Consider the following 23,282-nt stretch of genomic DNA (forward strand, 5'->3'; position numbering starts at 1 on the left):
ACTCACTCTATACTTTAGGGTGAGTATTTTTTTAAAAGACAAATGAGAATGGGAATAAATCGGTTGGCTTATCGATTAGGATAAAATTATCATCTGCATCCGTAAAAAGTATTTCAAATCCTTGTTGATGTCTTTTTTCAAATTCTAACATAACTTGTCTACATCCTCCACAGGGTGGCGCACTTGCTAACGCCTCCTCTCCTCTTCTAGTAGCTACAATTGCAATCCTTTTAAATTTCTTGTTTGGGGCTTGAATTCCAGCTCTATACATAGCCGTTCTTTCAGCACACAATCCGGCTGGGAAAGACGCATTTTCCTGATTGGTTCCAGTTATTATTTCATCATTTTCTAATTCAATTGCTGCCCCTACAGTAAAATTTGAATATGGAGAATGTGAATATTTCCGCGCTTCTAAGGCAGCTTTCCATAATTTTTGATAATCCTCAGAGAGTTCAGTTATTGAACCGTATTTTTTATAATCAATTTGAATCGTATCCTTTTTCAACTGTCATTTTTGTTTAAATGGGTTACAATATACTATTTACTTCAATTTATGTTTCCTAATGATCACAATATTTTTGGCACCTAACGTTTAGTAAACATGAATAAATTTTGTTTTGTACTTGTAATTATGGTGTTATTTATGGCGAGTTGTAAACAACAGCCCATTAGCCAATCAAAATCAGAATATCAAAGTCCTTCTAGTTTAAACCCGGGGGAACAAACTAATAGGTATAGCAGAAGAGCTCCAGTAGCTCAGCAAACCTGGTTCTTTGGTTTATTTAAAAAGAAACAAAAACTAGACTGGGGAGATCAATTAGTATTGGAATATTACGAAAGAATGGAAGAAAATGCCAAAGAAAAGCGTAAACAAGCCAAAGAAATGGAAAAACCTCAATATTCTGATTGGACCTACTTCGGTCATAAAAGAAAACCAAAAAAACGACCACCTGAAAAAATGAAGTTCTGTGAAGAATGTGGCATTAGGCATTAAACTTTTATTTTAAAGTCAAAGCCTTCACATTTTATGGTTTTGGTTTTATATTTGGGAAAATAAATTTTAATGAGGCGCAGATTTTTTCCTTTTGATAAAAATTATCTATTAGAAAATGCTCAAATGGAGCTTAAAGATTCCCTACTAAATCATATAGTTGAGATAGTAAAGGATATTTATCTACTGAGATATAATCCTTTGGGTTTAAAAGATAAATCAATTAAAAAAATCATAAATACTACCGATTACAATCTTCAGGAACTTTCCAGTTTCTATGATGAGTTAGCAGGATACTATAGATATAAGTATAGCTCTAACCAGTTAGAATTGCTATTCGATGGTAGAGACCATCAAGATAAATACCAAGAAGATTGGACTGAAGCCTTGAGGAACTGGATTATAGAATTTTCAAAATCAAAACACTTTTTAAAAGCTGTTTTGGAAACTGCTATTTTTTACCCAAATGACAAACAGTCTCAATTAGCCTATTCTAGATTAAAAAATTACATTTCGGATCACTTTCAAATTAAAATCTATAAGCATAAAGGAATTGTTCCTTTAAAAATTGCCTAATTATTTTTTACAAATAGCTGGGCCAGATGAAGTTCCTATTCTTTCTGCTCCGGCATCAATTAATTCAATAGCTTGATCATAAGTTTTAATACCTCCACTAGCTTTAATCCCTACATGATCAGGTAAAACAGATCTCATTAGTTTCACATCTTCTACCTTAGCCCCTGATGAGGCAAAACCAGTTGAGGTTTTTACAAAATCAGCACCAGCATCAGCACATAATTTACAAGCTTCAACTATTTCCTCATTATTTAAATATGCTGTTTCAATAATAACCTTTAATAATTTCCCATGCTCGTGCGCTAACTTCCCTATTTTTGCCACTTCTATTTTTGGCCACATCATTTCTGATTTAAAAGCAGAAATATTTAAAACTAAATCTAATTCATCAGCACCATCTTTTATAGCCTGTAAAGCCTCTGCTTCCTTTGTTTGACTCATTTGATACCCAAGTGGAAATCCTATTACAGTAACCAATTGAATATCTGATTTACCAATATCTCTTTTTGCTTTTTTAACCCAAAATGGTGGTACACATATTCCATAAATATTATAATCAATTGCCTCTTGAAGTAACATTTCAATATCAGATGATGTTATTGTGGTGCTTAAATTAGTATGCTCAATGTATTTTTGTATATTTCTCATATTGTTTACTTAATTGATTAAAATGATTAAAAAGTGTATTCTTCATGCTTTTTTAACCTTACTATTAATAACATCTGAATATAAAAATGTTTCAGGTCAAAGTATAAGATTTGGCTTTGAAATAAACGAAGGTAAAAATAGTACTATAATCCCTTTCAAGCTCAACAGTAATTTAATCATTGTAGACGTATTATTTGAAGGAGTTATTCCACTAAAATTTATAGTAGATACTGGTGTTACTAATACAGTTTTAATTGATAAAACATATAGCGATATTTTAAATATAGAGCCTGACAGAAAACTAACACTAGTTGGAGCTGCTGGCCTAAGAGAAGTTGAAGCATTTATAGTTAATAGAACCAGTATAAAAGTTGGAGAGGTAACTGGAAATAATATATCATTATTAATACTTAAAGAAGATTACTTAGACCTAAAAGAAAGGATTGGAGTTAAAGTTCATGGCATTTTAGGATATGATTTTTTCAAAAACTTCATTGTGAAAATAGATTATCATAATGAAATATTGAAGATTTTTAATCCATATAATTTTAATCGCCCTTTATTCTTTTATGAAAGAATTAATATGTCTGTTGAAAATAGTAAACCCTATATTTTTCAAAATATTGCTGTGAATGATTCAACAGTGATAAAAACGAAGTTAATGATAGACACTGGCGCTTCACATCCTTTAATGCTGCATAAAAATAGTAATGAATATCTAAACCTTCCTGAAAAAAATGTCCGAGATATATTAGGTGCCGGTATCGCTGGAAATATTGAAGGTCATGCAGCTAGAATTCCTAAACTTTATATTGATAAATATGAACTTGAGCAAGTTGTAACGAATTATCCAGATTCAGGTGCTTATCATGATATCATTGTTAATACAGGTAGAAATGGAACTATAGGGGGTGGTGTTTTAAAAAGATTTAAAATGTATTTTGATTATGGCAATGAAACACTTTACATAAAACGAAATGGTTTTTTAAAGAAAGAATTTAAGCATGATATGAGTGGCTTATCAGTAATTGCCAAAGGTGAATATTTTTTAGAACCCTATTATGAAATTGAAAGGGTTCGTGAAAACACACCCGCCTGGGAGGCAGGAATAAAAGTTGAAGATAAAATTATGAGCTTAAATGGAATAAGAGGTAAAGATCTAAGTCTAGAACTAATTAATAATACTTTAAGTAAAAAAGACGGTAAAAAGATAAATCTTACCGTCAAAAGAGGTGATCAAATTCTGGAATTCACTTTTTACCTAGAAGCTTTTATATAAACATTCTTTTTAAGCTTCTTTTACCAGATCTATATTTAATTTTGAAATACTGTTGAGTCTTCTTGAATTTTAAAGCGTTCCTTAATGCATTATATATTCTAAGCTCACTAATTCCATCTTTCATCAAATACTCTTGTACCCCAGATGTAATTTCTTCTCTATTATCTGATTTCAATAAGGTTATAGAAATCATGTCTTTACTTAAAGCATTAACATTTTTAATAATAGTTTTCAAAGGGGCAATACCTAAATTATCATCCAAAACTATGCAGTTAGGGTGCATTAAAGTAATTTTACTTAATACATCTTCCTGAGTAAAAGCCGTCTCAATCCTTTTAATTTTACCCTTTAATTTCGACAGCTTGTCATAAATACTGCTCATTTCAATAGGGTTATTTCCCACTAATAACACACTGATATCGTGATTCAAATTTGCTTTCTTCCCAAGACTAAGTGTTTTTATCCCTTCCATAACCCTATGACTATATTACAATTTATTATTTATTTTATACAATATACAAAAGCAAACAGACAAATACTAGACTATTTCTATAACTCACAATATTTTATCGACAAATATCAATTACAACTTTTATTGCTTGAGTTGGTTTTTAACTTATGAAGATTTTATTAACTGGTGCGAATGGATACATAGGTAGAAGACTATTGCCAATTTTATTCATGCAAGGGCATGACGTTATTTGTTTTGTAAGAGATAAAAGAAGGATTGAATTAGAGGACAGATTAATTGATAAAATAGAGTTTTATGAGGCTGACCTTTTAAAGCCTGAAGAACTAGAAAATCTTCCAAAGGATATCGATGCAGCATATTATTTAGTTCATTCAATGGGTAGCTCTTCAAGAAAATTCCAGCAAATGGAACAAGAGACTGCGGAGAACTTTGTAAAAGCAATAGACACGACAAATTGTAAACATATTGTTTATCTAAGTGGAATATCAAATGACGAATATCTCTCAAAACACCTAAGCTCAAGAAAAAAAACAGAGTCTATTCTTAACAATGCAAAATCCTCCCTTACAGTATTAAGAGCAGCAATCATAATTGGCTCAGGTGGTGCATCCTTTGAAATAATTAGAGATATAGTAGAAAAACTACCTGTAATGGTGGCACCTAAATGGTTAAGAACAAAATGCCAGCCTATTGCGATCCGAAATGTAGTAAACTATCTCTCTGGTATTATTGGAAAGGAAGAGGCGTATGGCAAAACATTTGACATTGGAGGGCCAGATATACTTACTTATAAACAAATGCTTCTCATTTTTGCAGAGGTTCGTGGTTTAAATAGGTATATATTAACATTACCAGTATTAACCCCACGTTTAAGTTCTTACTGGCTTCATTTTGTTACCTCAACTTCCTACAAAATTGCAAGAAGCTTAGTTGATAGTATGAGAAACGAAGTAATTGTTCAAAACAAAGGAATAGAAGAAATAGTACCTCAGCAGCTTATTACCTACAGTGATGCAGTACAAATGGCATTTGATAAAATTGCACAGAATGAGGTAGTGTCAAGTTGGAAAGATGCATTAGCCAGCTCTAAAATCAATACAGAATTATTAGAATTCGTCAAGGTTCCTTTTCATGGTTGTTTTGTAGATAAAAGATCATCTTTCTTTGAAAGAGACCGATCTGAAGTTTTAACTAATATCTGGAAAATAGGTGGAGATAGAGGTTGGTATTATTGGAATTTTTTATGGAAGATTAGAGGATATATGGATAAAGCAGTTGGAGGCGTTGGACTAAGGCGTGGAAGAAGAAGTCCTGATCAATTAGTCGCAGGTGATTCATTAGACTTTTGGCGTGTATTAGTTGCAAATAAAGAAGAAGGTAGACTTTTATTATTTGCAGAAATGAAATTGCCTGGAGAAGCATGGTTGGAGTTCAAACTTTCAAAAGAAGATGGAAAGAATAAGATTACACAAACCGCTACATTCAGACCCCACGGGCTATTAGGACGGCTTTATTGGTATAGTATCATAGTATTTCATGAATTTATTTTCAATGGAATGATGAAGAGTATTATCAATCATCAAGAAAATGATAATCTAGAATTAGCTGATATCAATTGAGGATTGTGAATATGCTGATGTAAAATACTAACCAATATATCTTCTGTTTCATTTTCATAATTTATACTAAAATAATCTTGCTGTAGTATAAAGTTTTCAATATCACTGATATATTTTAAACTTAATTTTTTTAATACAGAAACTCCCATTTCTTCCAATGCAGCGGCATTGCATTTTTGCTCATACTGTGACATCATTGGAATGACTAACAACTTTTTCTTTAAAAATAGAGCTTCAGCAGGACCTTCAAATCCTGCTCCGCAAATTAAGCCTAAACTGGATTCTAAACTTTTAAGATATGACGTATTATTAATTGGTGTAAATTCAATATTATCTCTATTATATTTCTTATTACTATGTTTTGTAAAAACTTGAAATTTAGCTTCAACTCTCATCAATACTTTGGCTATTCTTTCATCACTATAAGCAGGTAAATAAACTGTATAATAATCCCCCTTTTTGGGTTTTAAATTTCTGATTTCTTTACGTATAACCGGGGTAAAAGTGTTTTCTGAATACCTTCTAAAGTGAAAACCATAGTTAATTTTTGATGGTGCGTAATATTTTAAAATTAGGTGAGATAAAAATTCAAACTTTTGGGGTCTTGGGGAAAAAGGATGAATAACTGAAGATTGATGACTCAAACCAATACATTTCTTAAAACGAAAAACGCAAGCCCATGCAGATACTGGTTCAAAATCATTTATAATAAGATCATATTGAGAAAGTTGCAAACTCATAATTTCTCTTATTAATCGAATCGGCTTAAATTTTTTAATGGTCTGCCATATATCAATACCTCCATTTTTTCCAAAAATGAAACTTAAGCCATAAAACTGATATTGTATTGAATATTCTAATTCAACATCTGCTTGAATTCCACTGATCAAAACATCTACTGATGCATACTTATTCAGAATAGGAATTATTTCTCTTGCTCTACTCACATGCCCATTTCCAGTACCTTGAATTGCATATAATACTTTCATTACTTTTCATTTTTCAGAAAGGTACTTATGTAATATGACTTGAATATCAACTCAAAATCATGAAATGATAATGGAATTATTAACTTACTTAATAGTATAGAAAATGGTAGGCATTAATTATCTCCAGCCCTCTTCACCTTTTAGTGGCACAAAACTAAAATTGGAAAATACTTCTTTGGATATCTTTCTGTCAGAAACCTTTGTGAGCCTTAACATCTGTTGAGTAGTATTATCACCTACAGGGATAACAAGACACCCTCCTATTCTTAATTGCTCAATTAACGAATTAGGGACTGTTGGAGCACCAGCAGTTACTATAATCTTATCGAATGGCGCATGAGCCTTCAATCCTTTTGAACCATCTCCTTGAAAAAAATGAATTTTGTAACCTAATTGAGGTAGGAAGTTCTTAGTCCTCTCATAGAGTGGCTTTTGATATTCAATCGTATATAGGTTGGCTCCTAAATCATGCAAAACCATTGCTTGGTAACCTGATCCAGTTCCAATTTCTAAAACTTTATCACCTGGTGAAATATTGAGTAATTGAGTTTGAAAGGCTACCGTGTAGGGCTGTGAAATTGTTTGCCCATGGCCAATCGGAAAAGCTTTATCCTGATAAGCATGTTCAAGAAATGCATTTTCAAAGAAAATATGTCTGGGTATATTCCCCATAGCTTCTAATACTCTTTCGGAATTTATCCCTTTCTCTCGCAGCTTCTGAATGAGCCGCCTACGCATTCCCTTATGTTTATAGCTATCCTCAACCATTTTTCAAACTTATAAAATTTTGAGGATTAGAAGTGAACAATCATAAAAATAAAAGGTAGAATCTCATTAAGAAATCCTACCTTTTCTATTGTTTAATCAATACTAATGGGTTCCTTTTTTAACCTATCCTCAATCACTTGCTCAATTTCAGGTAAAGAACTGTATAATTGTTCGTAGTCATCAATAATGAAGTACTTCGTTTGAAACTTATCCTTTCTGTAACTACTATCAATTATTTTTCCTACATCGTAATTAAAATGCTCTGGTTCATCAGAAATTGAAAATTTAGTTTCCCCTGGTGAAGAAATAATACCAGCACCATAAATTCTTAAATCCCCCTCTTCACGGATTAAGCCAAACTCAATTGTAAACCAATAAATACGACTGAGTAAATGAATTGCCCACTCATTATCCAAATGTTTTAATCCAATTTTAGCTAATCCTTGTAAGAAGTCTACAAATGGCTGGTTCGTTAGTAATGGAATATGTCCAAAGACATCATGAAACATGTCTGGTTCTTCTAAATAATCTAACTGTTCACGAGTTCTCAACCAAGTGGTAGCTGGAAATATTCTATTACTTAATAATTCAAAGAATTTATCATCTTCGACAATACCAGGAACAGCCGCTACTTGCCAACCTGTTAGCTCTTTTAAATATTTATTAGTTTCCTTGAAGTTAGGAATAGCTTTTTCAGTAAAATGGATTTTATCAATTCCATCTACAAACTCCTTAGTAGCTACTTTTTTAATATTTTGAAATTGCCTTCCAAAAAGGATTCCCCAAACATCTTGGTCCTCGGCTGTGTAATTTTCATAAATCTGTTGCATGTTGATAATAATTAAATTTTAATGTTAGTGTTTAAATTTGGACATAAAAAAAGCCCGATTCCATTGGAACCGGGCTTGGTATATTTTTTATTTAAAATATGTCTTACAAAATATGCATAACACTACCATTACCGATTCCTTTCGGGGACTGATAATAGTAATAATATGTGTTGTGCGTGAAATTCATTGAAGCAAATATATGTTGTGATAATTATAAAACCAAATTAATTTCAATTATACATAATTATTTAACATCACTGGCATAACCAATAATAAGATATCTTCATTCTCATCCATATCAGAAGGGAATAATAAACCAGCTTTATTAGGTGCTGACATATCAATACTAATTTCTTTGCTATCAAGGTTATTCAGCATCTCGATTAAGAATTTAGCATTAAATCCGATTTCAATATCATCTCCATTATGTTCACAAGCCATTATCTCACTTGCTTCATTAGAGAAGTCTAAATCCTCTGCGAAGATTTGTAATTCACTCCCATTAATTTTTAATCGAACCTGATGTGTCGTCTTATTCGCATAAATGCTAATCCTTTTCAAAGAAGCCATAAACTCTTGACGGTTGATGGTCATCTTGATGTTGTTTTCCGCAGGAATTACATTTTCATAGTCTGGGAAACGCTCATCCACTAATCTACAGATTAGTTTAATGTTATTAAACTTGAAATAAGCATTAGACATATTAAATTCTACCGCTACGTTTACATTTTCAGCAGGCAGGCTATTTTTCAATAATGAAAGTGCTTTTCTAGGAATGATAATTCCAGTACCAGCATCAGAAGCCACATCCACTCTTCTGTAACGGATTAATCTGTTACCATCGGTTGCTACAAAAGTTGTATTGGTTTCATCAAACTTAACATAAACACCGCCCATAGCAGGACGAAGCTCATCGTTGCTTGTAGCATAAATGGTATGGTTGATAGCAGTTGCTAAAACATCTGCTGAAATATCTACTGTATCAGGGTTTTCAACTTCCTGTACTTTAGGGAAGTCTGTAGCATTTTCTCCTGCAAGCTTATAGCGTCCATTGTCAGAGCTAATTTCGATACTGTAGGTTTCCTCATCTATTGAGAAAGTTACAGGCTGCTCTGGTAAATTTTTAAGCGTATCCATCAAAATCCTAGCAGGTACCGCAATACTTCCATTTTCCGATGATTCTACATCAATTTCAGTAATCATGGAAGTTTGTAAATCTGAAGCTGTAATGGTTAATAATCCATCTTGAATTTCAAATAAGAAATTCTCTAAGATGGGAACCATTGGATTGGTTGAAATAACTCCATTAATGGATGAAATTTGCTTTAATAATGCAGATGAGGATACTAAAAATTTCATAGTTTTTTATTTAGTGCTCGCTTTCAAAATAACTGTAAAAGCTCAGCTATAAACTTCTTGATTTTTTATTACCAACAAAGTTAAAAATTAATTTGCAAATCTATACTTTATAGCGCATTTCCCAACTAAAAATTAGTAAATGAAATCAATTTTTAATAAAAGACTGAAATGTGATATAAATTTAGTTAAGGAATTTAAGCTAAAAGCTTAATATGATAGAATAAATCTGGTGGACTCAAAGCAATTTTTCTAATTCAATCCATATTTTCTCCATCCTTTCGTTTCGGATAGCTGCCCATTCATTATCATTAATATGAACTAAATACGCATTAAATTCAGGATTTTTAAAGAGCTTTAAATCTAAGTTCTCATTATCATCTAATGCATTAATTATGATAGAACCTGCCTCTTGGAAGCTTTCTTTCTTTTCTAATGCAATATGATCAGAAGGTAAAAACTGATCCACAAAAAAATAATTGAATCGTTCCACAAAATTCATGACTTTGGCTGTATCTGCTTTTTCGTTCTGTAAGCGCAATAATTGATCTTCATACTTAAATACTAGTTCTTTTTGATTGGGCCTATCAATTGTAAGGCTTACCATATCTTGCCAAATCCCATCAAAAATAACTCTATCTCTCCAATCACTTTCAGACACTTCAAATATCCCTGCAACATAACTTTGGTAACCTGGCAGCTGTACTAAATAAACTTCATCCCCTTTAATAAAATAAGATTTTAGAGCTTGAAAATCTCCTCCCACCGTATAGGAATTAATTAATTCATTTTGACCATAAATATTTACACTCACTCCAGTATCCAATACTTGCTGCTTAATTTCTTCTGCAGTTTCATTTACCAAAGCTCTTTGAATACTAATTTCTTCTAATAATTTAAAAAACACTTGCTGCATAGAAGCATCTAATCGATATTCTTCATTTACTGTCCAATAGCTTGATTTCTTTTCTATTGTATTAGATATCCCCTCTCCATTAATCTCTATTCTTGAAATATTTTCAAAGGCATTTTGAATTGAAAACAGATCCTTTTCAAAAGTAGTAGTACGCCTTTCGTATGGGTTATAATTATATACAATTATGGTACATAAGACCATAACAATTAAGATCGACAGTAAAGATATATTCTTTTTAGATTGAGCTTTATTCATTGAATTTGGCATATTTTCTTTTCCTCCAATAAAATCTTATTAGTCCGAATAAAACAATCAAAAGGATTGGTAAGGCAACATTCAATAGTTGCATCAAAAGCTTATCTTCTTGAGCTTTCACCTTATCTAAGGGTCTAATTTTTAAATCTTTACTCCTAGAGATTATTAATCCATCATCATCCAATAAGTAATTCAACATATTAAGAATTAACTGCTCATTAGCAAAGTTTGAGGGGCGATTGGCATATGGATCAACACCTAATGGAAATGGTTGATTATTCTTTTTATTAATTTCACTTAAAAGCAAGTCACCATCAGAGGCCACAATAATTGAATTACTTTCACTTTTATTTAATCTTTTACTCTCATCTTTACCTTTAGGCACCAGTCTGTTTTGATAGGCTGAATTAAATTCCCCCTCTAACAAATAAGTGACCGGAACATTCTTTTTATTAAAATTCTCAGGTTTAACATCTTCTTTTAAACTTTCAAAGCTGATATGGATAGGTCCATTTAAAACTCGAGTATAATCAGATGTAAAAATTAAGGGTGTTTTTGTTATGTCAGGAGCTAAAACAGTATCAATGGAACTAACAAATTTCCCATAAACTGCATCCATATTTCTAACTATGGGATGATCAGCGTAATTATTTAAGATGATATAATAAGGCCATGGCAAAAGTTGTATTTGAGCATCTTTACCCAAATTACCTGTAACAATTGGGAAGTTCCCACTATTTACATCTTGAATGATATCCTTATTGACTCTTACGCCATATTTAAATAGTAAATCATCTAAACCTGTTTCTACAGGTAATGCCAGTGCTCCATAATCCTTTATGGAATCCACATCCATCATTAAACCATCTAAAAAGAATAAACTTTTACCACCCTTCATGATATATTGATCAATATCGTATAATTCAGAATTCGAGAAATCTTTAGTTGGTTTTATAAAGATTGCAGCATCAAAATTCTGAAGTCTTGCAGTATTCTGTACCGGAATTAAATCATATTTCTGAGATACGGCATCCTTCAATCCTTTTAACACACTTCCTGATGCAGATTCTTTAGATTGATAGAGAGCAATACTTTTTCGATCTACATTTGCCAAGCTTTTAATAGCATTAGCGAGCTCATATTCAATATTCTCAATAGATTGAGTGATAGCTTCGCTAGCCCCAGCTGCATTATTACCGTTTAATAAAATTACAGGTAAGCTTTTTCCACCGTATGATATTTCTGCTCCGGGAAAAATCAGTTTCTGAGATTTCTTTCCATCCTTATTATCGAAAACGGTAGTAGGTTGAATTCCCTTATCAATAAGGTATCTATAAAATTCATTTCTAGCGTTTGCTGAACTAGCTTGATCAGGATTCACAAAATTATATTGCAGATTTCCATATGCATAAGTTTTGAATTGCTCTAAGGTTTGCTTTATGGCCGTCTGCAATCTTGTAAATTCAGAATTAATATCACCTTCTAAATAGACTTCAACATAAACGGGTTCTTCTAGATTTTTTAAGAGCGTGATCGTAGCATCATTCATAGAAAACCTATTCTCCTCTGTCATATCAATACGAAATATCTGATATCGAAAACCGAGATTAACTAAAACTACTAATGTGAATAGTATTAGAAATTTAAGTATGTATTCCGTTGATTTCCTTTTTAAGAATTCCATTTTCTTAATTTTAATACCATATAGGTGGCTCCAAGAAACAAGCTACTGATAGAAATGAAATATAATACATCTCTAAAATCAATCACTCCTTTACCCAATGCATCATAATGTGCCAACATGCCAATTTTATCAATTTGAATATCCAATTCAGAAACAAAAGCTAAATCTGAAATAGAAGAAAATCCCATAAAAACTATGAAGCTTATGAAAACGGCAATGATGAAGGACACGATCTGATTTTCTGATAATGATGATGAGAAAATACCAATTCCAGTATATGAAGAAGCTAGAAATAATAAGCCAATATAGGCTCCAATTATCCCTGCAGTATCAATATTCCCTACAGGATTACTCAAATAAGACAGTGAGAAATAGTATACTAATGTTGGAATAAGAGAAATAAAAACAAGAACTAATCCTGCAAAATATTTACCTAATAGAAGTTTTAATTCTGTAATAGGTTTTGTCATCAATAGCTCAAAAGTACCGCTTTTGGTTTCTTCAGCTAAGGCTTTCATGGTTATGGCAGGAATAAGAAACATCAAAACATAAGGAGCTAGATTGAAAAATATCCCCATATCTGCATAGCCATATTCAAAAATCGCAGTATCAGGAAAAACCCATACAAGCAGTCCCATACTGACTAAAAAAACACCCATTACCAGATAGGCAATTAGTGAATTTAAAAAGCTATTTATTTCCTTTTTAAAAATACTCCACATGGGATTAATTATTTTGAGTAAGTTTTCGAAACACTTCTTCCATATTCCCTTTCTCTAGAGAGATACCAATCAATTCTACATCATTTTGACCTGCCCACTTAAATATTTCTTTCCTAATATCACTTGTTGTCTCAAACAAATACTCAACCTTATTAATCATTTTAAGATTATTAACCTCAGCGTGTTGCGACCAATATGATAAATCAGATTCAGATTCTAATTCTACCTTAATAGTGAACTTCTCCTTTTCATCCGTTAACTCATTTACAAGCTGATCCGCTACAATCGTCCCTTCTTTAATAATGATTGCCCTATTACACATAGCTTGCACTTCCTGCATAATGTGCGTGCTAAGGAGCACTGTTTTATCCTTACTGATCGACAAGATTAAATTCCTTATTTCAATAATTTGGTTTGGATCAAGACCTGTGGTTGGCTCATCTAAAATCAAAACAGAAGGATCATGGACCAAAGATTGAGCTAAGCCTACTCTTTGTCGGTAGCCTTTTGAAAGTGTTCCAATTTGCTTATTCTGCTCTTTGGTTAATCCGCAAAGCTCAACTAATTCTGCAACTCTGTTCTTTAATTCAGAACCTGATAATCCATAGATACCTCCACAAAACCTAAGAAATTCATGAACATACATATCTAGATATAAAGGATTATGCTCTGGCAAATAACCAATATGTTTTTTTACTTCAAGAGGATTTTGGGAAACATCAATTTCATCAACCAATATTTGTCCAGAATCAGAAGGTAAAGTACCCGTTATCATTTTCATGCTAGTTGATTTACCAGCACCATTTGGCCCTAGGAAACCCACAATATTTCCTTTTTTTATTTCAAAGGAAATAGTATTCACTGCGATTTGCTCGCCAAAAGTTTTAGTAAGATCCTTAACGAAAATGGACATTCAGAATTCTGTGATTTTGTTTGATGAACGCAAAAATAGCGTAATAATTATATATAATTCAAGTTCCTGAATTAATCTAATATTAAAGGTTCAAAACTAAAGCAGATGATAAATATTATAAGACATAACCATCCTAAAACTTTTCTTCCTGTACTCAATGATCTATCATCTGGAGCTATCGGATGTTTTACCCCAATAAATCTACCTAATAAAAACACAAACAATAAATAACCAGAAAAACCTGTGATGGAAGGAAACAAATAGGTAGTTAAGTATTGGGCAGCAAACATACCAACCGCAATCATCCAAGTAGTACTCTTATCAAAGCCTAATCCTCTGAATGACATAAATAAAAAACCGATGTAGGAAACACTATATAAAAGCATTGAACTTATTGGAATTCCAGCAGTAATTAGACCCAGTCCTGCCATGAATGTGAATATCATATATAATCCAAAAGCGATATAAAAGTGGTTTTTTGCTCCAAAAAGACCATATATAACATGCCCACCATCTAGTTGACCGATAGGAATTAAATTTAAAGCAGTAAAGAAAAGTGCAAGAAATCCAGCAAATAAATAAGGATAATGAATAATCTCTTTATGATTTGGTAATCGATCAGGATCTGCAACATACTTTTCAAACCATGAGAATAATAGATTATTTCCTAGACTTAAACTAACTATCTCTTCATCATCATATACATGATTAGCGTAATCTAAACCATATTGCTCATACTCTGGATGAATTTCAAATATATATTCAGGTTCCGGTAAATTTGTAAATCCATAAAATAATACACCTAATGCAGCAATGAACCCGGCTATCGGACCTGCTATTCCAATATCAAAAAATTGTTTTCTTGATCGTATTGGTCCAACAATTCGAATTAAAGCGCCAAATGTACCGAAAGAAACTGAGCTGATAAATCCTAGCCACATTGGAATGTAATTGGGTAAAGTGACTTCAACTTTATGGTATTTAGCTGTAAAAAAGTGACCAAATTCATGAACAGTTAAAATAAATAGAAATGGGATTGAATACTCCATTCCTGCAACGAAATCTGACCAAGAATAATCAGGAGAATAAAATATAAATTTACTCGTAATCCATTCAGAACCCGCAAGAGTAGTGGTAATAAAAGTAATTACAAATAGTAATATCTTTTTTAGGTAGTAGCGAGCATTTTTCTCAATCATATTTCAGATAATTTACTGTTTAACAGCTCTGTAAAGCCTCCATTTCTCGGTATATGAAGTGTATGAATACCTAATTGAGCAGCTGATTCTAAATTTAGCTTTGAATCATCCATAAACAAAGCTTCCTCAGCAAGTGTTTGAGACTGCTTTAAAACATTTTCATATATTTCTTGATCAGGCTTTCTTTGATTTAGCTCATGAGAAAAATAAACTTCATTGAATAAATCGTTTAAATGAGCATAAGGAAACGAATTTGATAAAATCTTATGAAATGCTTTTTCGTGTATTGCATTTGTATTACTTAACACAATACATTTATAATCTTTAAGCAAACTCTTTACCTCCTCAATTCTATTGATTGGAATTTGACCCAGCATAGCATTCCATGCCTTTTTTATCTCACCTGCATGCGCCTCTATCTTAAATTCCATTTTAAGTTGAGATATAAATTGATCGTCTGAAATTAATCCTTTCTCATATTCTTTAAAAACTGAGGCTGATAAATAAGCGTCTTCTACTTTTTGATTTGACAACCCAGATAAGTCTGAAAATGCAATGATTGTTTTATCTACATGTAAATCAATAATAACACCCCCTAAATCAAAAATTATAGTTTTTATTTTCTGCAATTTTTCTCTTTATTTTAATGAATGCAAATATGGCTGTTCATCCCCCTAATTCAAAATAAGATATAAGCATTAGGTTTATTATAGGATCATAAAACGTTGTAGTTCCTGCTGATGAGAATTAAAAACTATTTGTAGAAAATAAATTCCTGATGTTAAAGTATTAGGTAAAAGTACCTCAATCTTATTCTCCCTAAAATATAATTTCTCCCACTTAATATATTTACCTCTTTGGTCAAAGATCTGAAAATATAGAATATCATTTTGTCGATTTTCATCTAATTCCAGATTAAATGAGAAGTTGTTACGAATAGGGTTCGGATATAAATTAGTACTTAGAAGTGTATCAAATTCTATTTCAATAACTGGTTTATCTTCACCTCGACAAGTCGATACTTGAACATCTACATTTTGCCTAATCTCGTCAAGTTTTTCATAAACATTTATACCAGGGCATAATGTATTGCATCCGTCTTGATGACCTGCAATTACTCCAAGATTTGAATTTAACGGGTGGGAATTTGTAGCTAATGCATTTAAATCATCTTTAAAAGCTTTCCAACTCAAAAGATTCTCCAAACTATTGAGCATGTCTTGCTCTGGATCAACAGTCTCATAATTCCCTAATAAACAAACTCCCATAGTAGTAGAGTTTGATCCACAAAAATGAGCGCCTATAACTAAATCCTGTTCACCACCTGCCGGATCCCTGCCGGCATATATAGCCCCATTGGGAGCTATCAGGTAATTGTAACCTATATCTGACCATCCATTTTCCTGAGTATGAAAAATGTAAATATTCCGAACTGCAAGCGTATAGTCTGTAATATTATTTGAACCCGCTGAGTGATGGATTATTAAATTTTCAGTATCTGTGAAGCTTCTACTATAGCTTGGTTCAGCTAATCCTGACCTCCATTCATCTTGCGTTATAACACCTTCGAGTTGGCAATTATTCGAATCCTGCTTCCTTCTCATTTTTAATGAACTAGCGTAATTACCTTCTCCATTGATTAAAATAGCTTCAATCTGAAGTTTTGATTGATTTTTCAGCATCAGCTTTAGCTCAGATGTAGATTCGTTAAAATGAATTATTGTAGAGTAGAAATAATTTGAATTATCTAATTGGTGTGGACTGTTCTGAAAAACTATACTCTCATCTTTTAATAAAAAAGAAATTTCCTTAAAGTCTATCTCATTTTTAGATTTTAGAGCAATTGCAGTAAATTCAAAATTCGATCTCAAATTAAATCTTTGATTTGAGGAAATTTCTATTGGTATGGTGGTCAATCTTTTTTGTTGTGCCTTTAAGGAAGAAACAGATAAGACTAAACATGAAATAGCAATGATTCTAAACATAATTCAATAATCTAATTATTATAACTTTAGTTTTGTAAAATTATTGAATATAGATCAAAAAAATAGGTCGATTCAAAAAATCGACCTATCTAAATTAAGAATTGAATTTAAATCTATTCTTTAATTACTTTATAAATTCCATTAATACCATTTGTTGATATTATCTGAATGAAATAAATGCCTGGAGCTTGATTACTTAAATTAAACTCATACTTATTATTTACATTCTTTTCATTAATGGACTGGATCAACTTGCCTTCCGCTGATAATAAACTAATCTTGGATATATCGGCCAAACTTATTACCTCAATTTTATCTTTTGCTGGATTAGGAAATAGCTTAACCTCCAAAAATTTATTAGGATTATTTGCCGTGTATCTAACTCTTTTTACAGAAATTTTCCCATTCTCAGAAGTTGCAGAAATTTCTAAAGCTTCTTGATCTTCGCCCGTTAATTCAAACACAATATCTGAATCTTCATCCATAGGAACACCTGGTCTGTCAAATTTTACCGTATATTTCCCAGCTGGGAGATTAGGAATAATAAACTCCCCATTTTCATCCGTTTCAAGATAAGCAACTAATTCTCCTTCCTCCATAACGGTTCTAAAGGAAATCTCTCTACTTGAACCTGTTAAACGCCTAACACTTACTCCCGCTCCCTTCACTCTCCTTCTAGGGAGCATTCTTTCTTCTTCACCAAATACCTCTTCAAAATATCCACTAAACCTAGAGGTACCATTAAGTTCCTGTGGCTCACCCTCCATGGTTACTGATAAACCATCTTGATCACTTCTATGCTGAATGACTTCAGCTAATTCCCAATCAATCGTATTTGGATAGTAAGTATTGATAAGATTAGGATAATCACTTTCATTATTATCAACATATAAAATGTAATCTCCCAAATCAAGATTTAGGATATCAAAAACACCTCCAGCTTTTAGATTAACAAAATATTCTCCGTTCGCCATTTGAACGCTGTCATACTGTTCTCCTTCTTGAAATTTGAATAGATGTACTTTTCCACTTTCCGTTGGAAACTCATTGGTATCAAACATTAATCCTGAAAGATTTGCGGTGGCTATGATGTTAACAGGATTTGATTTGATTCTAAAGTCTGGGCTAAGAATATTCAACATTTCATTCCCCACTTCTAATTGGTAACTACCCATCAATTCATAGGTAATTGAATCATATAAAATAGAGCTAGAATCTTTACCGTTCACTAAAGTACCATCCTTATACCACTGATAAGTGTTTGCTGAACCTTGAACCAGATAGTCAATTAAGAAGCTTGATCCATGTGGGAATCTTTTATCTTCGGTTACACCGAAATTCGCTTGGTTTTCAAAATTGAAAGAAGGCACAACCACTTGTGGTTCTAAATCATCAAAACCTAAAGCATTTCCACTAACATTTAAGGTCTCTAGAATTGGTAACGTACTCAAATCAGCCAAATTTTCAATAGCGTTATTGGAAACATCTAAAACTCTTAAACCCAGTATTTCTGCAATTTCCTCTGGAACAGAACCAGTTAAGTTATTTTCCGGTAAATTTATTTCTACTACTCGATTATCTTGAACAATTATATCATTAGGGTCATCCGACCAAGTTTCAGGATTATTTGCAGTTGTATCCCATACAATCGTGCTCCAATTTTCTCCACCCGTTGATTCGTATAATTTTTTTAATGCTGCAATATCGCGCTCTAAGGATGAAACCTTTAAGTTGGTAATATTAGAATTGAGAATAAGGCCTGGTAAAAGTGAGTTACTTACTTCTACATAATAATTACCCTCATCTGATCTTGCTACGCTACCAAAAGTAAGAATCGAATCCGTTGCACCAGCAATAGCTGTACTATCTTTAAACCATTGGAAAGTGTTAGAAGAAGCTGGCGCACTAACTTCTAAGCTAACTTCCGCAGCTAAGAAATCAATGTAAGATTCTGGAATAATATAGCTTGTGTCTTGATTGGAATAACTGAAGTTCGAAATTGAACTGTAGGCTTGTAGTTGCTCAAAGGCTAATCTATTTGAAGATACATTAAATGAATTCAGTTGCGCTGAAATGGGTACTAATGAAAGAATACTTGTGATATTATTTGATGCTAAATTTATTTGATTCACAAAATTTAGGCTCCCTAATTCAGCTGGTAAAGCTCCACTTAATTGTTTATTGCTCAGATTAATCGCAAATAAGCTATCATTCTTCATGCTTAAGCCTTCCCATGTGTTTAATTTACCTGTTAACCAATTTGTAGAGCTTGTCCAATTTGCGCCATCAAGACTATCATACAATGCAACCATTGCTAAAGAGTCTGATTCTAAATAAGTAGATACTGGCAGCTTAATACTGTTAACAGCACTGTAGTTTGATGAATCACCGCTATTTGTATAAGCTTTTACAGCATAAGAATATAATTCAGAATATTCTGGTGCGACATAAGTCAAAGAATCACTAAATACGGTTATAGTGGAATCTCCTGCTGATAAAGTATTAGGGTTATTATCCTTTCCTATGTAAACTTTATAATTAACGGCATCATTTACAGCCGACCAGTTAAGACTAAAACCATTTGAATTCAAATTACTTAGGCTGACAGATGGTGGATTAACTTCAGTTGATTGTGGTGAAAAATATGCTACCGCTAAATCACCGTTTTCACGAAGCATAATTATATCTTTAACTTCATCTGCATTCAAATCTGCAACGGCTAAACCAGAAATTTTTGATCCAGGGTAGTTATAGGTATTGGATTCAGCAAAAGATCCTGCACCATCATTCAATAAAATATGAATTGCAGGATTATTATAATCTGAAACCACTAAATCTTGTAAGCCATCACCATCCATATCCTCAGCAACCATAACAGCTGGAGCAAAACTTAAAGCTACAAATGAATAACTAGTGCCGTCAAAAATTCGGATTTCATTGTTTATAATATTAGAACTTACAATATTGTCTAATCCATCTCCATCGGGTGAGACTACAATTGATTGAAAAATCTCACCTACTGCAAAATTTGATCTGAAACTGGAGTTTGATTGACTGAAAAAATTTGTATTTGATAAATACCCACTATCTAGATCAATATAATTCAATTCCACATCATTTTGACTCTCTGTAAAAAACACAGGATTCAAATCTGTTATTTCCTGGTTAAAGGCAGTACCAAAAGCAGGAGGTATGCTGGCATATGGAGAACAATTTTCTCCTGAAGAGATAATATTTGCTACTGCGATATTACTATTAATTCCCTCAGAAAAATCATAGATTGGGTAAATTATGTCCGTGAAGCCATCGTAATCTAAATCTCTTAAATCAAAGTCATTATAATTTATATTTGGATCATTAGCCCCATCCCCTAAATTTGTAAAGTTACCATTTCCATCATTTTGAAAATAAATAATACTGTTTATTGAAGAAAATGAAAAAGAAAGAACAAAATCGAATACTGGATTACCAGAAATATTTGAAAGCTCCAAGTCAATATCTGTTGGATTCAGTTGATTTCCCTCCACTATTAAATTGAAGGGTTCATAGGTAGTTTGACCTTCTAAGTTCCTAAAATAGGCGACAGAGTCATAACTAGCAGTAGTAATGACCGCATCAATAGTATTGTCAGCATCTATTGTCCCTAATTTAAGAGTAGATTGCCCCAATGGAGCAGAACCATTTACATTCCCAACTACTGTTAAAGTATCGAATGCTGCGTTTAAATTACTTATAATTGTTGAATTCGAAACGGTGAAATTTCTCCTGCTATAATAAATTTTTCCATCATTAGCCACGGCCTTTAACTGACCTGATTGAGCACCAAACGGAACAGTAACTGTAACGCTATTTTCAGTTGATGATACAACATTTGATGACTTTGAACCAAAATAAACTGATTGTATAACCGGTCCAAAATTACCTGATAAATTTAAGGTTACACTCTCACCTGGCGCAGCAGAATTCTGCGAATAACTTACTATTTCTTTACGGTAATAGAATGGGTTTTGATTAACCGAAGTTGAAGCTAAACCAAGTCTTGCAGTATCAGCTAACGCAAATGAATATTGAACTCCACTAACAAATGAAGAATCTGTTGATGAAGAAATCCCAAGAACACTACCATTTTGAAAATTAACTAGAGCTAAAGAGTCCAAATTAGTAATACCCTCCTCTATTAAATCATATATGATTGGTTCAAAACTAGCATCAACATTTACATCGGTTAAACTACTCGTTATTTCCCAAGTATCCTTAAATCGATCCCTAGCTAATCCAGATGAAATAAAGAGTGTATCAAACTCACCACAGTAATTTGAAATGGGGTTTACCCGCACTAAATCAGTTTGTTGAAAGTCTTCATTATTATTAATTCTAATTTGCTTTAAACCAGTCCCATTACCAACAGCAAAGGTAAAGGGAGTATTTCCAATTTTTCCAAGTGGGGCTTGGACATAACTATCTTTCTGAATACCCGAAACACTTCCATTAGATCCAATGATGACCTCTCTTTGAAATCCTTCATAGAGATCAAAACCTCTAATTACACCATTTATAAAATTCAACTCATTTTTAATATATAGTTGAGAGATCGTTTCACCATAAGAAGCTGATATTTCTACACGGGTTCTACTATCTGAATTGGGTTCATCAGCTAGATTAATAATAAGATCATTATAGATAATTGAATCCTGAGCTATACCAAATCCGCTTAATTGTTGATATCCATTTCCAACCATATGAAGAATGGATTGATCTTGAAAATTAATTTTCCCTCCTGCTCCATTTCTTAAAAAATCGAAATACACAAACATCTCTGTATTTCCAGTGAAATTAACTTGAAACTCTTCATTTGTTTGCTGAATTGCGTCCATTTGAAATGACCCCACAAACACTTTTGAATTAAATATATTCGACTTATAAAATTGAGCACTATTAGTTCTATCATTAAAAAATGATAACCTCCCACTTACATCTAAGGTCACGTTTTGAAGATTGAGATAATTACCCATAAAAGGTGAAAGAGCGGAGCCCAATTGTCGAATATCCATATTCCCTCCTACTTTTATTAATAAAGAATCCCCATTATTAAAGCCTTCTAATCTTAATGGAGTATCAGACAATATCTCATTTTTATCTATTATGAAGTTATTTCCAACAACAAGGCTTGCCTGATTTAAAGGGTTAGCGGTAATAAATACACCAACTGAATCGCTAATCTGAGCCCCAAAAACATCAGAAATTTTTAAATTATTATCAATGGTTAGATTCCCATCATTGATCCAAATTCCTGTATGGGGTGTCTCTTCAAAATTACCTACTATATTAACCTCATCAATTAAAATAATCTCTCCTGAATTAATAGTAACCTTATGATAAATATTTACTGCAGAATCAGCCGGTGGCACTACTCCTCCTGCCCAAATACTCGGATCTGACCAATCGCCATCTGCTATAGAGTTTATAAAAAATGGGTTGGTTTGAGTTTGAATAACTATTGTATCACTATTAGCTTGACTTATCCTTTCACCCCAAATTCTTATATTATAATCTTGCCCAGGAGTTAATCCGCTTATACTAAATGAAGTATTTAGACTACTTACTATGGCTGGGTTGTAGGCAGGTAAAAATGTTACAAAATCATCTACCGATACCTCAATATTAAAATCAAATTCTGTAGCCGTTGAATTATTGAGAAATAATAATATGGAATTCTGTGTGGTTGATGAAACTTGTACATCTGGGCTTGGGATGGGATCTGCTACATCGAAGCTTTTGTCTGAAAGAAAACCTTTATCATGGGCTGTTCTTCCCTTTTCAATAATAACTGGCTCTGAGTAAGTCATTACACCAGGGCTACCGCTATTTAATTCAGAAGTATTGTTTCCAATAGCAATAAATTGAAAAAAGATGCTTGCCAATAAAAGTACAATAAATGTTTTCATGTAGTTATATAAAGTAATTCTTATTTTAAATCGAAATAAAAAACAAACAATAAAGTCTTTACAAAGTAAAAAAATATATAATATTAATCCTAATTATTATTTTTTTATTACTATTTTTTTGTAGTATCTTTAGCC

The 23,282-nt window shown here is 32.3% G+C and carries 19 protein-coding genes; 4 read left to right on the plus strand and 15 right to left on the minus strand.

Annotated features, from left to right (window positions below; genetic code table 11):
* Positions 1-31 precede the first annotated feature (31 nt).
* Positions 32-505, minus strand: coding sequence for a cytidine deaminase (gene cdd, locus QYS47_RS14580; RefSeq protein ID WP_322346927.1), 474 nt, complete (start codon positions 503-505; stop codon positions 32-34).
* A gap of 96 nt (positions 506-601) precedes the next feature.
* On the opposite strand from cdd, the gene QYS47_RS14585 reads away from it, so the two are divergent.
* Complete coding sequence (locus tag QYS47_RS14585; RefSeq protein WP_322346928.1) at positions 602-994, plus strand: hypothetical protein; 393 nt, start codon at positions 602-604, stop codon at positions 992-994.
* Between the two features lie 69 nt (positions 995-1,063).
* Entirely contained in the window at positions 1,064-1,567 is a 504-nt protein-coding gene (locus tag QYS47_RS14590; RefSeq protein ID WP_322346929.1) for a hypothetical protein, read from the plus strand.
* Here the strand turns inward: QYS47_RS14590 and deoC are convergent, their stop codons facing one another.
* Positions 1,568-2,215, minus strand: a complete 648-nt coding sequence (deoC, locus tag QYS47_RS14595; protein ID WP_322346930.1) for a deoxyribose-phosphate aldolase — start codon at positions 2,213-2,215, stop codon at positions 1,568-1,570.
* A 22-nt stretch (positions 2,216-2,237) separates the two neighbouring features.
* Here deoC and QYS47_RS14600 point away from each other — a divergent pair, with 22 nt between their 5' ends.
* Entirely contained in the window at positions 2,238-3,494 is a 1,257-nt protein-coding gene (locus tag QYS47_RS14600) for an aspartyl protease family protein (protein ID WP_322346931.1), read from the plus strand.
* Here the strand turns inward: QYS47_RS14600 and QYS47_RS14605 are convergent.
* Entirely contained in the window at positions 3,487-3,966 is a 480-nt protein-coding gene (locus QYS47_RS14605; RefSeq protein ID WP_322346932.1) for a hypothetical protein, read from the minus strand. The two genes, QYS47_RS14600 and QYS47_RS14605, sit on opposite strands and share 8 nt — an antisense overlap.
* A gap of 146 nt (positions 3,967-4,112) precedes the next feature.
* Between QYS47_RS14605 and QYS47_RS14610 the strand changes: the two genes are divergently transcribed.
* Positions 4,113-5,585, plus strand: a complete 1,473-nt coding sequence (locus QYS47_RS14610) for an SDR family oxidoreductase (RefSeq protein WP_322346933.1) — start codon at positions 4,113-4,115, stop codon at positions 5,583-5,585.
* Here QYS47_RS14610 and QYS47_RS14615 read toward each other — a convergent pair.
* From QYS47_RS14615 to QYS47_RS14670, 12 genes are all read right to left on the minus strand, one after another.
* Positions 5,546-6,574 (minus strand): glycosyltransferase family protein, encoded by a 1,029-nt coding sequence (locus tag QYS47_RS14615; RefSeq protein WP_322346934.1) that lies wholly within the window; start codon positions 6,572-6,574, stop codon positions 5,546-5,548. The two genes, QYS47_RS14610 and QYS47_RS14615, sit on opposite strands and share 40 nt — an antisense overlap.
* Before the next feature lie 117 nt (positions 6,575-6,691).
* The gene (locus QYS47_RS14620) at positions 6,692-7,342 is read right to left on the minus strand and encodes a protein-L-isoaspartate(D-aspartate) O-methyltransferase (protein WP_308355983.1); all 651 of its coding nucleotides are present in this window, start codon (positions 7,340-7,342) and stop codon (positions 6,692-6,694) included.
* 92 nt (positions 7,343-7,434) lie between these two features.
* Positions 7,435-8,172: a phenylalanine 4-monooxygenase gene (locus tag QYS47_RS14625; protein ID WP_322346935.1), complete on the minus strand. Its 738-nt coding sequence runs from the start codon at positions 8,170-8,172 to the stop codon at positions 7,435-7,437.
* A 234-nt stretch (positions 8,173-8,406) separates the two neighbouring features.
* Entirely contained in the window at positions 8,407-9,531 is a 1,125-nt protein-coding gene (gene dnaN / locus QYS47_RS14630; RefSeq protein WP_308355978.1) for a DNA polymerase III subunit beta, read from the minus strand.
* A gap of 235 nt (positions 9,532-9,766) precedes the next feature.
* Entirely contained in the window at positions 9,767-10,699 is a 933-nt protein-coding gene (locus QYS47_RS14635; protein ID WP_322346936.1) for a hypothetical protein, read from the minus strand.
* Positions 10,692-12,383, minus strand: a complete 1,692-nt coding sequence (gldG, locus tag QYS47_RS14640) for a gliding motility-associated ABC transporter substrate-binding protein GldG (protein ID WP_322346937.1) — start codon at positions 12,381-12,383, stop codon at positions 10,692-10,694. Before gldG ends, QYS47_RS14635 begins: the two co-directional genes overlap by 8 nt.
* Positions 12,371-13,105: a gliding motility-associated ABC transporter permease subunit GldF gene (gldF, locus tag QYS47_RS14645; RefSeq protein WP_322346938.1), complete on the minus strand. Its 735-nt coding sequence runs from the start codon at positions 13,103-13,105 to the stop codon at positions 12,371-12,373. The genes gldG and gldF overlap by 13 nt, the downstream gene beginning before the upstream one ends.
* 4 nt (positions 13,106-13,109) lie before the next feature.
* The gene (gldA, locus tag QYS47_RS14650; protein WP_322346939.1) at positions 13,110-14,018 is read right to left on the minus strand and encodes a gliding motility-associated ABC transporter ATP-binding subunit GldA; all 909 of its coding nucleotides are present in this window, start codon (positions 14,016-14,018) and stop codon (positions 13,110-13,112) included.
* A gap of 71 nt (positions 14,019-14,089) precedes the next feature.
* Positions 14,090-15,217 (minus strand): site-2 protease family protein, encoded by a 1,128-nt coding sequence (locus QYS47_RS14655; RefSeq protein WP_322346940.1) that lies wholly within the window; start codon positions 15,215-15,217, stop codon positions 14,090-14,092.
* Positions 15,214-15,846: an HAD family hydrolase gene (locus tag QYS47_RS14660; RefSeq protein WP_322346941.1), complete on the minus strand. Its 633-nt coding sequence runs from the start codon at positions 15,844-15,846 to the stop codon at positions 15,214-15,216. Before QYS47_RS14660 ends, QYS47_RS14655 begins: the two co-directional genes overlap by 4 nt.
* 78 nt (positions 15,847-15,924) lie before the next feature.
* Positions 15,925-17,202, minus strand: coding sequence for an N-acetylmuramoyl-L-alanine amidase (locus tag QYS47_RS14665; RefSeq protein ID WP_322346942.1), 1,278 nt, complete (start codon positions 17,200-17,202; stop codon positions 15,925-15,927).
* A 113-nt stretch (positions 17,203-17,315) separates the two neighbouring features.
* Positions 17,316-23,147, minus strand: coding sequence for an FG-GAP-like repeat-containing protein (locus QYS47_RS14670; RefSeq protein ID WP_322346943.1), 5,832 nt, complete (start codon positions 23,145-23,147; stop codon positions 17,316-17,318).
* Between the last annotated feature and the right edge of the window lie 135 nt (positions 23,148-23,282).

The sequence above is a fragment of the Marivirga arenosa genome, assembly GCF_030503875.2.
Classification (GTDB): domain Bacteria; phylum Bacteroidota; class Bacteroidia; order Cytophagales; family Cyclobacteriaceae; genus Marivirga; species Marivirga arenosa.

Excerpts from the sequence above, each read along its gene's own strand:
- QYS47_RS14585 (WP_322346928.1), top strand. The coding sequence starts at position 602 with ATGAATAAATTTTGTTTTGTACTTGTAATTATGGTGTTATTTATGGCG.
- QYS47_RS14590 (WP_322346929.1), top strand. The coding sequence starts at position 1,064 with ATGAGGCGCAGATTTTTTCCTTTTGATAAAAATTATCTATTAGAAAAT.
- deoC (WP_322346930.1), bottom strand. The coding sequence starts at position 2,215 with ATGAGAAATATACAAAAATACATTGAGCATACTAATTTAAGCACCACA.
- QYS47_RS14600 (WP_322346931.1), top strand. The coding sequence starts at position 2,238 with ATGATTAAAAAGTGTATTCTTCATGCTTTTTTAACCTTACTATTAATA.
- QYS47_RS14605 (WP_322346932.1), bottom strand. The coding sequence starts at position 3,966 with ATGGAAGGGATAAAAACACTTAGTCTTGGGAAGAAAGCAAATTTGAAT.
- QYS47_RS14610 (WP_322346933.1), top strand. The coding sequence starts at position 4,113 with ATGAAGATTTTATTAACTGGTGCGAATGGATACATAGGTAGAAGACTA.
- QYS47_RS14615 (WP_322346934.1), bottom strand. The coding sequence starts at position 6,574 with ATGAAAGTATTATATGCAATTCAAGGTACTGGAAATGGGCATGTGAGT.
- QYS47_RS14620 (WP_308355983.1), bottom strand. The coding sequence starts at position 7,342 with ATGGTTGAGGATAGCTATAAACATAAGGGAATGCGTAGGCGGCTCATT.
- QYS47_RS14625 (WP_322346935.1), bottom strand. The coding sequence starts at position 8,172 with ATGCAACAGATTTATGAAAATTACACAGCCGAGGACCAAGATGTTTGG.
- dnaN (WP_308355978.1), bottom strand. The coding sequence starts at position 9,531 with ATGAAATTTTTAGTATCCTCATCTGCATTATTAAAGCAAATTTCATCC.
- QYS47_RS14635 (WP_322346936.1), bottom strand. The coding sequence starts at position 10,699 with ATGAATAAAGCTCAATCTAAAAAGAATATATCTTTACTGTCGATCTTA.
- gldG (WP_322346937.1), bottom strand. The coding sequence starts at position 12,383 with ATGGAATTCTTAAAAAGGAAATCAACGGAATACATACTTAAATTTCTA.
- gldF (WP_322346938.1), bottom strand. The coding sequence starts at position 13,105 with ATGTGGAGTATTTTTAAAAAGGAAATAAATAGCTTTTTAAATTCACTA.
- gldA (WP_322346939.1), bottom strand. The coding sequence starts at position 14,018 with ATGTCCATTTTCGTTAAGGATCTTACTAAAACTTTTGGCGAGCAAATC.
- QYS47_RS14655 (WP_322346940.1), bottom strand. The coding sequence starts at position 15,217 with ATGATTGAGAAAAATGCTCGCTACTACCTAAAAAAGATATTACTATTT.
- QYS47_RS14665 (WP_322346942.1), bottom strand. The coding sequence starts at position 17,202 with ATGTTTAGAATCATTGCTATTTCATGTTTAGTCTTATCTGTTTCTTCC.
- QYS47_RS14670 (WP_322346943.1), bottom strand. The coding sequence starts at position 23,147 with ATGAAAACATTTATTGTACTTTTATTGGCAAGCATCTTTTTTCAATTT.